The sequence below is a fragment of the Pseudomonas chlororaphis subsp. aurantiaca genome (assembly GCF_013466605.1).
GTDB lineage: Bacteria > Pseudomonadota > Gammaproteobacteria > Pseudomonadales > Pseudomonadaceae > Aquipseudomonas > Aquipseudomonas chlororaphis_I.
The window spans coordinates 5514238-5528593 of the sequence record NZ_CP059162.1 but is presented as its reverse complement, the minus strand read 5'-3'; the positions used below and the strand labels follow the sequence as shown (position 1 = coordinate 5528593).

General features: G+C 60.9%; 15 protein-coding genes. 14 read left to right on the top strand and 1 reads right to left on the bottom strand.

Annotation, left to right across the window (positions count from 1 at the left end; translation table 11 throughout):
• The 14 genes from fdx to H0I86_RS25100 all read left to right on the top strand — a co-directional run bounded on the left by fdx (window position 1) and on the right by H0I86_RS25100 (window position 12507).
• Entirely contained in the window at window positions 1-342 is a 342-nt protein-coding gene (gene fdx, locus H0I86_RS25165; protein ID WP_007929527.1) for an ISC system 2Fe-2S type ferredoxin, read from the top strand.
• Window positions 343-356: 14 nt separating this feature from the next.
• Window positions 357-557 (top strand): Fe-S cluster assembly protein IscX, encoded by a 201-nt coding sequence (gene iscX, locus H0I86_RS25160; RefSeq protein ID WP_007929528.1) that lies wholly within the window; start codon window positions 357-359, stop codon window positions 555-557.
• A gap of 94 nt (window positions 558-651) precedes the next feature.
• Complete coding sequence (gene ndk / locus H0I86_RS25155) at window positions 652-1077, top strand: nucleoside-diphosphate kinase (protein WP_007929529.1); 426 nt, start codon at window positions 652-654, stop codon at window positions 1075-1077.
• 29 nt (window positions 1078-1106) lie between these two features.
• Window positions 1107-2255, top strand: coding sequence for a dual-specificity RNA methyltransferase RlmN (gene rlmN, locus H0I86_RS25150; protein WP_180922577.1), 1149 nt, complete (start codon window positions 1107-1109; stop codon window positions 2253-2255).
• A gap of 12 nt (window positions 2256-2267) precedes the next feature.
• The gene (pilW, locus tag H0I86_RS25145) at window positions 2268-3026 is read left to right on the top strand and encodes a type IV pilus biogenesis/stability protein PilW (RefSeq protein WP_180922576.1); all 759 of its coding nucleotides are present in this window, start codon (window positions 2268-2270) and stop codon (window positions 3024-3026) included.
• A complete protein-coding gene (locus H0I86_RS25140) occupies window positions 3026-4051 on the top strand; it encodes a RodZ domain-containing protein (protein ID WP_180922575.1) in 1026 nt (341 codons plus the stop codon). Before pilW ends, H0I86_RS25140 begins: the two co-directional genes overlap by 1 nt.
• A gap of 3 nt (window positions 4052-4054) precedes the next feature.
• Entirely contained in the window at window positions 4055-5164 is a 1110-nt protein-coding gene (gene ispG, locus H0I86_RS25135) for a flavodoxin-dependent (E)-4-hydroxy-3-methylbut-2-enyl-diphosphate synthase (RefSeq protein ID WP_007929536.1), read from the top strand.
• A 22-nt stretch (window positions 5165-5186) separates the two neighbouring features.
• Window positions 5187-6476, top strand: a complete 1290-nt coding sequence (gene hisS / locus H0I86_RS25130) for a histidine--tRNA ligase (RefSeq protein ID WP_009050637.1) — start codon at window positions 5187-5189, stop codon at window positions 6474-6476.
• Between the two features lie 40 nt (window positions 6477-6516).
• Entirely contained in the window at window positions 6517-7158 is a 642-nt protein-coding gene (locus H0I86_RS25125) for a tetratricopeptide repeat protein (protein ID WP_007929540.1), read from the top strand.
• A complete protein-coding gene (gene bamB, locus H0I86_RS25120) occupies window positions 7151-8302 on the top strand; it encodes an outer membrane protein assembly factor BamB (RefSeq protein ID WP_009050636.1) in 1152 nt (383 codons plus the stop codon). The genes H0I86_RS25125 and bamB overlap by 8 nt, the downstream gene beginning before the upstream one ends.
• A 139-nt stretch (window positions 8303-8441) precedes the next feature.
• Window positions 8442-9914: a ribosome biogenesis GTPase Der gene (der, locus tag H0I86_RS25115; RefSeq protein WP_007929542.1), complete on the top strand. Its 1473-nt coding sequence runs from the start codon at window positions 8442-8444 to the stop codon at window positions 9912-9914.
• Window positions 9915-10105: 191 nt separating this feature from the next.
• Complete coding sequence (locus H0I86_RS25110; RefSeq protein ID WP_180922574.1) at window positions 10106-11254, top strand: pyridoxal phosphate-dependent aminotransferase; 1149 nt, start codon at window positions 10106-10108, stop codon at window positions 11252-11254.
• A complete protein-coding gene (locus H0I86_RS25105; protein WP_180922573.1) occupies window positions 11242-12039 on the top strand; it encodes an amidohydrolase in 798 nt (265 codons plus the stop codon). The genes H0I86_RS25110 and H0I86_RS25105 overlap by 13 nt, the downstream gene beginning before the upstream one ends.
• Before the next feature lie 54 nt (window positions 12040-12093).
• The gene (locus H0I86_RS25100; RefSeq protein ID WP_180922572.1) at window positions 12094-12507 is read left to right on the top strand and encodes a hypothetical protein; all 414 of its coding nucleotides are present in this window, start codon (window positions 12094-12096) and stop codon (window positions 12505-12507) included.
• Between the two features lie 67 nt (window positions 12508-12574).
• Here H0I86_RS25100 and leuA read toward each other — a convergent pair whose 3' ends face one another.
• Complete coding sequence (gene leuA / locus H0I86_RS25095; protein ID WP_009050632.1) at window positions 12575-14254, bottom strand: 2-isopropylmalate synthase; 1680 nt, start codon at window positions 14252-14254, stop codon at window positions 12575-12577.
• Window positions 14255-14356: the final 102 nt, after the last annotated feature.

Genomic DNA, 14356 nt, shown 5'->3' with positions numbered 1-14356 from the left:
ATGCCGCAGATCATTTTTCTGCCACACGCCGTGTTTTGCCCGGATGGCCTGGTTGTAGAGGCTGCACCGGGTACCTCGATTCTCGAAGTGGCGCATGACAACCACATCGAGATCGAGAGCGCCTGCGGCGGCGTCTGCGCCTGCACTACCTGCCACTGCATCATTCGCGAGGGTTTCGACTCGCTGAACGAGGCCGACGAGCTGGAAGAGGACCTGCTGGACAAGGCCTGGGGGCTGGAGGCGCAATCGCGTCTATCTTGTCAGGCGATAGTCGGCGAGGAAGACCTGACCGTCGAAATTCCGAAATACTCGCTCAACCATGCGGCCGAAGCGCCGCACTGATTCAAGGAATCATCATGAGTCTGAAATGGGTTGATGTGCTGGAAATCGCGATCCAGCTGGCTGAGTCCAAGCCGGATGTGGATCCGCGGTACGTAAACTTTGTCGATCTGCACCAATGGGTTCTGGCGCTGCCGGAATTCAGCGACGATCCGGCTCGCGGTGGCGAGAAGGTTCTTGAAGCAATTCAGGCCGCCTGGATCGAAGAAGCAGACTGAGTCTGTCCCGTACGCAGTTAGGCAATCCCTATAAACCCGCGTATAATTCGCGGGTTTAATTTTTCGCTTTAATCACCGTTTCTGGAGTTACACCATGGCTGTTCAACGTACTTTCTCCATCATCAAGCCTGACGCTGTTGCAAAAAACGTCATCGGCGAGATCGTTACCCGTTTCGAAAAAGCTGGCCTGCGCGTTGTAGCTTCGAAAATGAAGCAACTGTCGAAAGCCGAAGCTGAAGGCTTCTACGCTGAGCACAGCGCTCGTGGCTTCTTCGGCGAGCTGGTTGCTTTCATGACTTCCGGTCCGGTTGTCGTTCAGGTTCTGGAAGGCGAAAACGCTATCGCTCTGAACCGTGAGCTGATGGGCGCTACCAACCCTAAAGAAGCTGCTGCCGGCACCATCCGTGCTGACTTCGCTGAATCCATCGACGCCAACGCCGTTCACGGTTCGGACTCCGAAGCCGCTGCTGCACGCGAAATCGCTTACTTCTTCGCTTCCACCGAAGTGACCACTCGCTAAGCCAAAGGCCCGTGAGTGAAGGTGAAACCATGACTACATCGACTGGCAAAACTAACCTGTTGGGTCTGACTCAACCGGAAATGGAAAAATTCTTCGACTCAATCGGGGAGAAGCGTTTCCGTGCCGGTCAGGTAATGAAATGGATTCACCACTTTGGCGTCGATGATTTCGACGCCATGACGAACGTCGGCAAGGCCTTGCGCGAAAAGCTCAAGGCCGTTGCCGAAATTCGTGGTCCGGAAGTGGTCAGCGAGGACATCTCCAGCGACGGCACCCGCAAGTGGGTGGTGCGCGTGGCGTCCGGCAGCTGCGTCGAGACCGTTTACATTCCCCAGGGCAAACGCGGCACCTTGTGCGTTTCGTCCCAGGCAGGCTGTGCCCTGGACTGCAGTTTCTGCTCCACCGGCAAGCAAGGCTTCAATAGCAACCTCACCGCCGCCGAAGTCATCGGCCAGGTGTGGATTGCCAACAAATCCTTTGGCAGCGTCCCGGCGACCGTCGACCGTGCCATCACCAACGTGGTGATGATGGGCATGGGTGAGCCGCTGCTGAACTTCGACAACGTCGTCTCGGCCATGCACCTGATGATGGACGACCTGGGCTACGGCATCTCCAAGCGCCGCGTGACCCTGTCGACCTCCGGCGTGGTACCGATGATCGATGAGCTGGCCAAGCACATCGACGTCTCCCTGGCGTTGTCCCTGCACGCACCGAACGATGCGCTGCGCAACCAGCTGGTACCGATCAACAAGAAGTACCCGCTGAAGATGCTGCTCGAATCCTGCCAGCGCTACATGTCGTCGCTGGGCGAGAAACGTGTGCTGACGATTGAGTACACGCTGCTCAAGGACGTCAATGATAAGGTTGAACACGCTGTCGAGATGATCGCGTTGCTCAAGGACATTCCTTGCAAGATCAACCTGATCCCGTTCAACCCGTTCCCGCATTCCGGTTACGAGCGGCCGAGCAACAACGCCATTCGCCGGTTCCAGGATCAACTGCATCACGCAGGCTTCAACGTCACCGTGCGTACCACGCGCGGCGAAGACATCGATGCGGCCTGTGGACAACTGGTCGGGCAGGTGCTGGATCGCACCCGTCGTAGCGAACGTTATATCGCCGTGCGCGAGTTGAGCGCCGACGCCGATATGCCGCAAAGCGCTGCGAATCGTACCTGAGAGAGGATCTCCATGACCTTGCGCGTCGCGCTGCTTCTGCTTTTTGTCAGCCTGTCGGCTGGCTGTGTTCTTTCGGGGGATTTCAACCCGCTGAAGACAAGCAAGGGGCGGGACGAGGCGCGCGAGGCCTATGTCCAGCTGGGCCTGGGTTATCTGCAGCAAGGCATGACCGAGCGGGCGAAAGTACCGCTGAAAAAGGCCCTGGAGCTGGACGAGTCCGACGCTGATGCCAATGCCGCCCTGGCGCTGGTGTTCCAGGCCGAAATGGAACCCGAGCTGGCTGATCAGCATTACCGCAAGGCCCTGGCTGCGCGTCCCTCCGATGCCCGTATCCTGAACAACTACGGCAGTTTTCTCTTTGAAGAAAAACGTTACAAAGATGCTTATCAGCGCTTTGAACAGGCGGCTGCTGATACCCTGTACCCCGAGCGATCCCGAGTGTTCGAGAACCTTGGCATGACCGCCGCGATGCTGGGTGAGCGTGACCTGGCCCGGCAACACCTGGAAAAAGCCCTGCGCCTGAACCGCCAGCAGCCTCGCGCATTGCTGGAAATGGCTGAGTTGTCCTTCGAAGACAGGCATTATGTGCCCGCACGCGACTATTACGATCGTTTTAGCCTGCTGAGCGAGCAAAATGCACGTAGTCTATTGCTCGGCGTTCGGCTGGCAACGGTGTTTGAAGATCGCGACAAGGCCGCCAGTTACGGCCTGCAATTAAAACGACTCTATCCCGGTACGCCGGAATATCAGCAATACCTGTCGGAGCAATGATGAAAGCGGCGCATCCCGAAGTTCTAGCAGCGACTCGCGTCAACCCCGGTGAGACCCTGCGTCAGGTCCGCGAAAGCAATGGTTGGTCGCTGGCTGAAGTGGCCCTCAAGCTCAATCTGACCGCCAGCTCGTTGAGCAACCTGGAAGCCGGTGCTTTCGACAAGCTGCCGGGGCATACCTTCGCCCGCGGTTATATCCGTGCCTATGCCAAGTTGCTGGGGATGGACCAGGCCGTTCTGGTCCAGGCCTTCGACCAATACACGGGCACCGATTCCCAGGGCAGCAACGTGCACAGCCTGGGCCGTATCGAAGAGCCGGTACGGGTCTCCCACACCATTTTGCGCATCGTCAGCCTGTTGCTGCTGATCGCAGTGATCGGTGGCGGCTTTATCTGGTGGCAGGATCAGACCTCGGTGCGCACCAAGGAACTGATCAGTCTCAATCAGGAACACGTCGAAGTCGAAGGGGCCGACGGCACCACGCAGATTCATCCGATCGACGAGCCGGAAGATCAGGCGGTCGTGGAAGGCCAGACCGAAGGCGAAACCGCCCTGGTCCTGCCTGAAACCCCGGCTCCAGACCAGGTCCCCGCAAATGCCGCGGCCCCTGCGCCAAGCGCTCCGGCTGCCGCACCTGCTGCTCCGGTTGTTCCTGCTCCAGTGGTCGTGGCGCCGGCAACACCCGCGCCGAGCGCTCCGGCCGCGCCAGCCCCTGCAGTGCCAGTGGTCGCCGCGCCGGCTGCCCCGGCAGATCCAACTGCACCTGTCGCCGCGCCTGTAGCTGGTGCGGGTCAGGTACAGATCCAGTTCACAGCCGATTGCTGGACCCAGATCACCGATGGCAGCGGTAAAGTGCTGTTGAGTGGCCTGAAGCGCAAGGGCGAGACCGCCGATGTTTCCGGTAAGCCGCCATTTGCCGTGCGCCTGGGTTATGCCCGTGGCGCGCAGGTCAGCTACAACGGACAAGCGGTCGATGTGGCTCCGTTCACCAGTGGCGAGACTGCTCGCCTGAAGTTAGGTCAATAAGTCATGCACGGCGAATCTCCAATCAAACGTCGCGAGTCCCGCAAGATCTGGGTCGGCTCGGTACCCGTGGGTGGCGATGCCCCCATTGCCGTGCAGAGCATGACCAACAGCGACACCAACGATGTGGCGGCCACTGTGGCCCAGATCAACCGTCTGGAAGCCGCCGGCGTGGATATCGTGCGGGTTTCCGTACCGGACATGGACGCGGCCGAAGCCTTCGGCCGCATCAAGCAGCAGGTCAAGGTACCGCTGGTTGCCGACATCCACTTCGACTACAAGATCGCCTTGCGCGTGGCCGAACTGGGTGTCGATTGCCTGCGGATCAACCCCGGCAACATCGGGCGTGAAGATCGCGTGCGTGCGGTGGTGGACGCGGCCCGTGATCGCGGGATCCCGATCCGTATCGGCGTCAACGCCGGTTCCCTGGAAAAAGACCTGCAGAAGAAATACGGCGAGCCGACGCCTGCAGCGCTGGTGGAGTCTGCCCTGCGTCACGTCGAGCACCTCGAGCGCCTGAACTTCAAGGACTTCAAGGTCAGTGTGAAAGCCTCCGACGTGTTCATGGCCGTCGAGGCCTATCGCCTGCTGGCCAAGGAAATCATCCAGCCGCTGCACCTGGGTATCACCGAAGCCGGCGGTTTGCGTTCAGGCACGGTGAAGTCCGCCGTGGGCCTCGGTATGCTGCTGGCCGAAGGGATTGGCGATACTATTCGCATCTCGTTGGCGGCCGACCCGGTCGAAGAAGTGAAAGTCGGCTACGACATTCTCAAGTCCCTGCATCTGCGTTCCCGTGGCATCAACTTCATCGCCTGCCCGAGCTGCTCGCGGCAGAACTTCGATGTGGTCAAGACCATGAACGAACTGGAAGGGCGTCTCGAGGATCTGCTGGTGCCGCTGGACGTGGCGGTCATCGGTTGTGTGGTCAACGGTCCGGGCGAAGCCAAAGAGGCGCATATCGGCCTGACCGGCGGGACGCCGAACCTGATTTATATCGACGGCAAGCCGTCGCAGAAACTGACGAATGACAATCTTGTGGATCAACTGGAAAAGCTGATCCGCGAGAAGGCGGCCGAAAAGGTCGAAGCCGACGCAGCGCTGATCGCGCGCGGCTAATCGAACGAATTAAGGATTTTTTGTGAGCAAGTCTCTGCAAGCCATTCGTGGCATGAACGACATCCTGCCCGAGCAGACGCCCCTGTGGCGCTATTTCGAGGGCACCGTTGCACGTTTGCTGGATAACTACGGTTACAAGCAGATCCGTATGCCGATCGTCGAGTTCACCGAACTGTTCAAGCGCTCCATCGGTGAAGTGACCGACATCGTCGAAAAAGAGATGTACACCTTCGACGACCGCAACGGCGACTCCCTGACCCTGCGTCCGGAAGGCACCGCGGCGTGCGTGCGCGCTGTGCTCGAGCATGGCATCACCGGCGGTGGCCAGGTGCAGAAACTCTGGTACATCGGCCCGATGTTCCGCCACGAGCGTCCGCAGAAAGGCCGTTATCGCCAGTTCCACCAGATCGGTTGCGAGGTCTTCAACCTCGACGGTCCGGACATCGACGCCGAACTGATTGTGCTGACCTGGCGCCTGTGGGGCGAACTGGGTATCCGTGATGCGGTCAAGCTCGAACTGAACAGCCTGGGGACCGCCGAAGCCCGTGCGCGTTACCGCGATGCGCTGGTGACGTTCCTCTCGGCGCGCATGGACAGCCTGGACGAAGACAGCCAGCGCCGCCTGAAAACCAACCCGCTGCGCGTGCTCGACACCAAGAACCCGGACACTCAAGCGGTGCTGGTGGACGCGCCGAAGCTGGCCGACTACCTGGATGAGGAGTCCCGCGTGCACTTCGAGGGCCTCAAGGCCCGTCTGGATGCCGCCGGTATCCCTTATGTGATCAACCCGAAGCTGGTGCGCGGGCTGGATTACTACAGCAAGACCGTTTTCGAATGGGTCACCGACAAGCTCGGCGCCCAGGGCACCGTCTGTGCCGGCGGCCGTTACGACGGCCTGGTCGAGCAGATGGGCGGCAAGCCGACCCCGGGCGTCGGTTTCGCCATGGGCATCGAGCGTCTGGTGCTGCTGCTGGAAACCCTGGAGCAGATCCCGGAAGAGATCTCGCGTCAGGTCGACGTTTACCTCTGCGCCTTCGGGGAAGCTGCCGAACTGGCCGCACTGGCGCTGAGTGAGCGTGTTCGTGATCAATTGCCGAACCTGCGCCTGCAGATCAACGCCGGCGCCGGTAGCTTCAAGAGCCAGTTCAAGAAAGCCGACAAGAGCGGTGCGTTGTACGCATTGATCCTCGGTGACGACGAACTGGCCCAGCAAGTGGTAGGTTTCAAACCCCTGCGTGGCCAGGGCGAACAACAAAGCATTGCCTGGGATGCGCTCGCTGCACACCTGGCCACCTGCGTCGTGCAGGGTTGAAGCTGTCAAACAGCCGATTTAGCGAATAAGGAGTATTGGGGTGTCGAGTACCGAAGATGAACAGCTGGCGGATTTGAAGGACTGGTGGCAGCGCAACGGCAAACCCCTGGTCACCGGTGGCCTGTTGGCGCTGGTCATCGTGTTCGGCTGGCAGGCCTGGCACAAGTATCAGAACAATCAGTCGCAAGGCGCCTCGATGCTCTATCAGCAATTGCTGGAGACCACGCTGACGCCTGACGGCAAGCCGGATGCAGCCCGTGTCGCAGACCTGGCCGGCAAGCTCAACAGCGAGTTCGGCGGTACTGCGTACGCGCAATACGGCAGCCTGTTCGTCGCCAAGGTGGCGGTCGACACCGGCAAGCTGGACGACGCGGCTACCGAACTCAAAGCCATCGCCGACAAGCCGGCCAACCCGACGCTGGGCGAGATCGCCCGTCAGCGCCTGGCCCAGGTCCTGGCGGCGCAGAACAAGGCTGACGAAGCGCTGAAGCTGCTCGAAGGCGATGCCGATAAGGCATTCCTGGCCACTCGCGAAGAGCTCAAGGGCGACCTGCTGGTCCAATTGGGCCGTACCGACGAAGCCCATGCTGCGTACGAAAAAGCCAAGGCCGCGCTGTCCGATGAAGCGGCAGTCGGTGGCCTACAAATCAAGCTGGACGACCTGGCCAAAGGGGATGCGTGACGTGATCCGTTGGAAACATGCAGCATTGCTGGCTCTGGCCGTTCTGGCCGCGGGTTGCAGCAGCAACAGCAAGAAAGAATTGCCACCTGCCGAACTGGTCGACTTCAAAGAAGAAGTGGTCCTGCAGAAACAGTGGAGCCGTTCGGTCGGTGACGGCCAGGGCGAAACCTACAACATGCTGGTTCCGGCGATCGACGGCAGCACCATCTACGCCGCCGACGTCACTGGCGTGGTAGAGGCGCTGGATCGCATGAACGGCGACGTCAAATGGAAACAGGACCTGGAGTTGCCTGTGTCCGGTGCCGTTGGCGTGGGTTACGGCTTGGTCATGATCGGTACCCTCAAGGGCGAAGTAGTCGCCCTGGATGCTTCGAGCGGCGAAGAGAAGTGGCGTGCGCGGGTGACCAGTGAAGTACTGGCTCCGCCGTCCACCAATGGCGATGTGGTTGTGGTCCAGACCCAGGATGACCGTGTGATTGGCCTCGACGCCGCCACCGGCAACCAGATGTGGGTCTATGACAGCACCCCGGCGGTACTGACCCTGCGTGGTACCAGTGCGCCAATCACCACCAACCGCCTGGCGGTCGCCGGTCTGTCGACCGGTAAAGTGGTGGCCCTGGATATCCGCAACGGCGTGCCGGTGTGGGAACAGCGCGTGGCCATTCCGCAAGGTCGTTCCGAGCTGGATCGTGTGGTCGACATCGACGGTGGCCTGCTGTTGTCCGGCGGCACCCTGTATGTCGCCAGTTACCAGGGTCGCGTAGCGGCGCTGGACCTGGAAAGCGGTCGTCCGCTCTGGCAGCGCGATGCTTCCAGCTATGCGGGTGTCGCTCAAGGTTTCGGCAGCGTCTATGTGAGCCTGTCTTCCGGCACAGTCGAAAGCGTCGACGAGCGTTCCACCACTGCACTGTGGAGCAACGACTCGCTGGCCCGCCGTCAACTGTCGGCCCCGGAAGTCTTCTCCAGCTACGTGGCGGTCGGTGACCTGGAAGGTTACCTGCACCTGCTGAGCCAGGTGGACGGTCGCTTCGTTGGCCGTGAGCGTATCGACAGCGATGGCCTGCGTGCGCGTCCGCTGGTGGTGGGCAACATGATTTATGTGTATGGCAACAGCGGCAAACTGGAAGCCCTGACCATCAAGTAATGGTTTGACTATGCTTGGGGTTGATCCCCAAGCGGCCTTGCCCCGGCAAGGTTCGCAGCACGTCCTGTGCTGCCCCGAGCACCAGCCGCTGCCTCGCAGCGGCTTTTGTATTTTCTGAATTAACGCAGTGGAGAGCCGCATGGTTCCCGTAATCGCCCTGGTGGGCCGACCGAACGTCGGCAAGTCCACCTTGTTCAACCGCCTGACTCGGACTCGCGACGCCATTGTCGGCGACCTGTCCGGTCTGACCCGTGATCGCCAATACGGTGAGGCCAAGTGGCAAGGGCGTACCTACATTCTGATCGACACCGGCGGTATCTCCGGTGACGAGCATGGCATGGACGAAAAGATGGCCGAGCAGTCGCTGCTGGCCATCGAAGAAGCTGATGTCGTCCTGTTCCTGGTAGACGCCAAGGCCGGTTTCACCGCGGCCGACCAGATGATCGGCGAGCACCTGCGCAAACGGAACAAGACCTCTTACGTGATTGCCAACAAGGTCGACAATATCGACCCTGACATGGCGCGTGCCGAGTTCGCCCCGCTGGGCATGGGCGACGCGATCCCGATCGCCGGTGCTCACGGCCGCGGTATCACGCAGATGCTGGAAATCGCCTTGCGCGAGTTCCCGAAAGACGACGCGGATGAGCCGGAAGAGGGTGAGGAAGAAGTCGTTGCCGAAGGCGAGGAAGCCAAGCGCATTCCGGGCCCGAGCGAAAAAGACGGGATCAAGATCGCCATCATCGGCCGGCCGAACGTGGGCAAGTCCACCCTGGTCAACCGCATGCTCGGCGAGGACCGGGTCATCGTCTACGACCAGCCCGGTACCACCCGCGACAGTATCTACATTCCCTTCGAGCGTAACGAAGAGAAGTACACGCTGATCGACACCGCCGGTGTGCGCAAGCGCGGCAAGATCCATGAGGAAGTCGAAAAGTTCTCGGTGGTCAAAACCCTGCAGGCGATCAAGGACGCCAACGTGGTGATCTTCGTCATGGACGCCCGCGAAGGTGTGGTGGACCACGACCTGAACCTGCTGGGCTTCGCCCTGGAAGCAGGTCGGGCCCTGGTCATCGCCCTGAACAAATGGGATGGCATGGACCCGCGCGAGCGTGACTATGTGAAGACCGAGCTGGAGCGCCGGCTGTTCTTCGTCGACTTTGCCGACATCCACTTCATCTCGGCGTTGCACGGTACTGGCGTGGGCAACCTCTACCAGTCGGTGCAGAACTCCTTCAAGTCCGCGGTAACCCGCTGGCCGACCAGCCGCCTGACGCAGATTCTCGAAGACGCCGTGAGCGAGCACGCGCCACCGATGGTCAACAACCGTCGCATCAAGCTGCGTTATGCCCACCTGGGTGGTGCCAACCCGCCGCTGATCGTGATCCACGGCAACCAGGTGGAGAAGGTGCCGAAGTCTTATGTGCGCTACCTGGAAAACACCTACCGGCGTGTTCTGAAGCTGGTCGGCACGCCGATCCGCATCGAATTCAAAGGTGGTGAAAACCCGTACGAAGGCAACAAGAACACGCTCACCGACCGTCAGGTCAACAAGAAGCGTCGCTTGATGACACACCACAAGAAGGCCGAGAAGAAGCGCAAGGACAAGCGCTGAGACTCGCTGCGGGAGCCGGTTTGCCGGCGAAGCCCTGGACCTGGTTCAACGCTTCGCCGATAAGCTACTTCCTATAGGACTTGCCTTGGAAAAAGGGCGCCTTTGGCGCCCTTTTTCATGCCTGTGGTTTGGGCTATTCTCGGGACCTCCCCGTGCCGCCGTAGAGCCGGGTGTTCAGCAGGGAATCACCCATGATCACCAGTAAGCTGCCGAATGTCGGCACCACCATCTTCACGCAAATGTCGCAGCTCGCCGTGGAAACCGGCGCGCTGAACCTGTCCCAGGGTTTTCCCGATTTCGATGGTCCGCAGGCCCTGCGCGATGCGGTCGCCCGGCATATCGCCAGCGGCCACAACCAATACGCACCGATGACCGGCCTGCCAGCCTTGCGCCAGCAAGTGGCGGCCAAGATCGCCCGCAGTTATGGCGTGCAGGTGAATGCCGACACCGAGGTAACCATCACTCCGGGCGCCACCCAGGCGATCTTCTGTGCCATCCATGCAGTGATCCAGCCCGGTGATGAAGTAATCGTCTTCGATCCTTGCTATGACAGCTATGAGCCTTCGGTGGAACTGGCCGGCGGGCGTTGTGTGCATGTGCAGTTGGGCCTGAACGATTTCGCCATCGACTGGCAGAAGCTCGGCGAGGCGCTGAGCCCGCGTACGCGGATGATCATTCTCAACGCGCCGCACAACCCCAGCGGGGCCCTGATCAGCCGTGCGGAACTGGATCAGTTGGCGGCGCTGATTCGTGATCGGGACATCTATCTGGTCAGCGACGAGGTGTACGAGCACCTGGTATTCGACGGCATCCCCCACGTCAGCGTGCTGGCCCATGAAGAGCTGTACCAGCGGGCATTCGTGGTCAGTTCCTTCGGCAAGACCTATCACGTGACCGGCTGGAAAACCGGCTACGTGGTCGCTCCACCGGCCCTGAGTACCGAGCTGCGCAAGGTGCATCAATATGTCAGCTTCTGCGGGGTGACCCCTTTGCAGTACGCTCTGGCGGACTACATGGCCGAACACCCGGAACATGTCGAAGAGCTTCCCGGTTTCTATCAGGCCAAGCGCGATCTGTTCTGCGACCTGCTGGGGCCTTCGCGGTTCAGCTTTACCCGGGTGGCCGGTACTTACTTCCAGCTGGTGGACTACTCGCGGATCCGCCCGGACCTGAATGATGTCGAGATGGCGATCTGGATGACCCGCGAGCACGGCGTCGCGACCATTCCGGTGTCGGTGTTCTACCGCGAGCCACCGCAAGGACAGCGTCTGGTAAGGCTATGCTTTGCCAAACGTGAGGAGACGCTGCGTCAGGCAGCGGAGAAGCTATGCGTGATCTGAGTGCTTTACCCAATCTGAATGTGGCGCTGATCCAGACCTCCCTGGTCTGGCACGACCGCCAGGCCAATCTCGAGCACTTCGAGCTGTTACTCGAACAGGCCCGGGGCGCCGACCTGATTATCCTGCCGGAAATGTTCACCACCGGATTTTCCATGGAGTCCGAAGCCCTTGCCGAGGCGGAAAACGGTCCGACCAGCAAGTGGCTGCGCAGCCAGGCTGCCAGGCTCGATGCGGTGGTCACCGGCAGCGTGATTATCCAGGCCACCGACGGCAGTCACCGCAACCGCCTGCTGTGGGCGCGTCCCGACGGTGAGGTCTGGCATTACGACAAGCGCCATTTGTTCCGCATGGCGGGCGAGCACGATCACTACACACCGGGCGAGCGCCAGGTGCAGTTCGAACTCAAGGGTTGGCGGGTCAGGCCGCTGATCTGCTACGACCTGCGTTTTCCGGTATGGAGCCGCGATGCACGGGATACCGACTTGCTGCTGTACACGGCCAACTGGCCGGGGGCGCGGCGTCAGCACTGGAATCGCTTGTTGCCGGCCAGGGCCATCGAAAACCTGTGTTATGTGGCGGCGGTCAATCGGGTCGGCACCGACGGCAAGGGGTTTGCCTACACCGGGGATAGCCAGGTGCTGGATTTCCAGGGCGAGACCCTGCTCAGCGCCGGTGAGGCCGACGGGGTATTCCAGGTCTGCCTGAATGCCGCGGACCTGGCGGCCTATCGCGCGCGCTTTCCAGCCTACCTCGATGCCGACACCTTCGAGTTCACCCAGGCTTAAAGATCTGTCGGGGTGGGCCGTTAAGGGGTAAGAGGATTTTCAGGGAGATTCATCATGACCACTATCGGTGCAGCGAGTATCAATCCATTCCCGCTGGGGGCCGCGCCGCAAAAGCTCAACATCGCCGAGCAGCAGGCCAGCCCGCTCGAGGTGCAGGACAAGCGCGTTGCCGAAGACAGCGACTCGGTGAGTGTCGACATGCAGGAATACGGCGCCAAGGCCGATCTCAACGCGTCCACCGCCGATATCGTCGCGCAGTTGCAGAAGCAGATCGACCAGACCGAAAAGACCCTGTCCGAGCAGCAGTCGCAATTGTCCGGGGTGCAGAAGGGCCAGGCGAGTGAGGAGCAGAAAGCGCAACAGGCCCTGGAGGTGCAGGCGCAGATCACGATCACCGCCAACAACCTGCAGGTGTTGCAGGCGGCCTTGCTCCAGGCGCTGACGGCGCGGATCAATACCACTGCCTGAGTGAGGCAATAAATACACAATAAAAAAGCCCCGGATCATCCGGGGCTTTTTTGTGGCCGTAAAACCGTCAGGCGGCTTTGGCGTCCAGCTGGCTCAGGGAGCGGTTCAGCGCGCTGAACAGGGCCTTGAAGCTGGCGGTAGTGATGTTTTCATCGATACCCACACCGTGCACCGCACGTTCGCCGTTCACACGCAGTTCGATATAGGCCGCGGCCTTGGCGTTGGTGCCCGCGCCGATGGCGTGCTCGTTGTAGTCCATGATTTCCACCGGAACCGGCAAGCCGGCCACCAGGGCTTCCAGGGCGCCATTGCCCTTGCCGCGCCAGTGCAGGTTGGTCTCGCCCTGGCCCTTGCTGGACACTTCCACTTCCACGGCGCTGTGGCCGTTTTCTTCCTGCAGGCGATGGCTGACCAGCGCGTACGGGGTGTTGGCCTGCAAGTATTCGCTGTGGAGCAGCGCGTGGATCTGCTGGGCGGTCATCTCCAGGCCCAGGCGATCGGTTTCACGCTGTACCACCTGGCTGAACTCGATCTGCATGCGACGCGGCAAGCTGATGCCGTATTCCTGCTCCAGCAGGTAGGCGATACCGCCTTTGCCCGACTGGCTGTTGACGCGAATCACCGCCTCGTAGCTGCGACCGATGTCGGCTGGGTCGATCGGCAAGTACGGTACTTCCCACAGCGCATCGGATTTCTGCTGGGCGAAGCCCTTGCGGATCGCATCCTGGTGCGAGCCGGAGAAGGCGGTGTGAACCAGGTCGCCGACATACGGATGACGAGGGTGCACCGGGATCTGGTTGCACTCTTCGACCACTTTGCGCACGCCGTCGATATCGGAGAAGTCCAGCTCCGGATCGATGCCCTGGGTATAGAGGTTCAGGGCCACGGTGACCAGGTCGACGTTGCCGGTACGTTCGCCGTTGCCGAACAGGCAACCTTCGACGCGGTCGGCGCCGGCCATCAGGCCCAGCTCGGTAGCGGCTACGCCAGTACCCCGGTCGTTGTGGGTGTGCAGGCTGATGATCACGCTGTCACGACGGTTGATGTGGCGGCCGAACCATTCGATCTGGTCGGCATAGATGTTCGGCGTGGCGACTTCGACGGTGGCCGGCAGGTTGAGGATCACCTTGTTGGCTGGCGTCGGGTTCCAGACCTCGATCACCGCGTCGCAGACTTCCTTGGCGAACTCCAGCTCAGTGGCGCTGAAGGTCTCTGGCGAGTATTCGAACTGCCATTGGGTTTCCGGCTGCTGGGCGGCGTATTTTACGAACAGCTTGGCAGCGTTCACTGCGATCTCTTTCACGCCTTCCTTGTCCTGGTTGAAGACAATGCGGCGGAACGATGGGCTGGTGGCGTTGTACAGGTGGACAATGGCTTTCTTCGCCCCGCGCAACGATTCGAAGGTACGGGCGATCAGGTCTTCACGGGCCTGGGTCAGCACCTGGATGGTGGTGTCGTCCGGGATGTGGCCGCCTTCGATCAGGGTGCGGACGAAGTCGAAGTCGGTCTGCGAAGCGGCCGGGAAGGAGGCCTCGATTTCTTTCACACCGACGGCGACCAGGGTTTTCCAGAAGCGCAGCTTCTTCACCGCATCCATCGGCTCGATCAACGACTGGTTGCCATCACGCAGGTCGGAGCTGCACCAGATCGGCGCGCGGGTGATGGTCTTCGATGGCCAGGTGCGGTCCGGCAAGTTGATGGTCGGGAACGCGCGGTACTTAGAGGAAGGGTCTTTGAGCATGCTCATGGGGAAATCCTTATTGTCCGGGCCGAAAAGAGGCGGCCTGCCGGTGAATCAATGGGTGTTGTTTGAAGCAGGGGACGAGGTACCGCGACTCAACCTGGCAGT

Bases quoted from the DNA above. Each gene is read 5' to 3' on its own strand.
- fdx (WP_007929527.1), top strand. From the start codon at position 1: ATGCCGCAGATCATTTTTCTGCCACACGCCGTGTTTTGCCCGGATGGC.
- iscX (WP_007929528.1), top strand. From the start codon at position 357: ATGAGTCTGAAATGGGTTGATGTGCTGGAAATCGCGATCCAGCTGGCT.
- ndk (WP_007929529.1), top strand. From the start codon at position 652: ATGGCTGTTCAACGTACTTTCTCCATCATCAAGCCTGACGCTGTTGCA.
- rlmN (WP_180922577.1), top strand. From the start codon at position 1,107: ATGACTACATCGACTGGCAAAACTAACCTGTTGGGTCTGACTCAACCG.
- pilW (WP_180922576.1), top strand. From the start codon at position 2,268: ATGACCTTGCGCGTCGCGCTGCTTCTGCTTTTTGTCAGCCTGTCGGCT.
- H0I86_RS25140 (WP_180922575.1), top strand. From the start codon at position 3,026: ATGAAAGCGGCGCATCCCGAAGTTCTAGCAGCGACTCGCGTCAACCCC.
- ispG (WP_007929536.1), top strand. From the start codon at position 4,055: ATGCACGGCGAATCTCCAATCAAACGTCGCGAGTCCCGCAAGATCTGG.
- bamB (WP_009050636.1), top strand. From the start codon at position 7,151: ATGCGTGACGTGATCCGTTGGAAACATGCAGCATTGCTGGCTCTGGCC.
- der (WP_007929542.1), top strand. From the start codon at position 8,442: ATGGTTCCCGTAATCGCCCTGGTGGGCCGACCGAACGTCGGCAAGTCC.
- H0I86_RS25110 (WP_180922574.1), top strand. From the start codon at position 10,106: ATGATCACCAGTAAGCTGCCGAATGTCGGCACCACCATCTTCACGCAA.
- H0I86_RS25105 (WP_180922573.1), top strand. From the start codon at position 11,242: ATGCGTGATCTGAGTGCTTTACCCAATCTGAATGTGGCGCTGATCCAG.
- H0I86_RS25100 (WP_180922572.1), top strand. From the start codon at position 12,094: ATGACCACTATCGGTGCAGCGAGTATCAATCCATTCCCGCTGGGGGCC.
- leuA (WP_009050632.1), bottom strand. From the start codon at position 14,254: ATGAGCATGCTCAAAGACCCTTCCTCTAAGTACCGCGCGTTCCCGACC.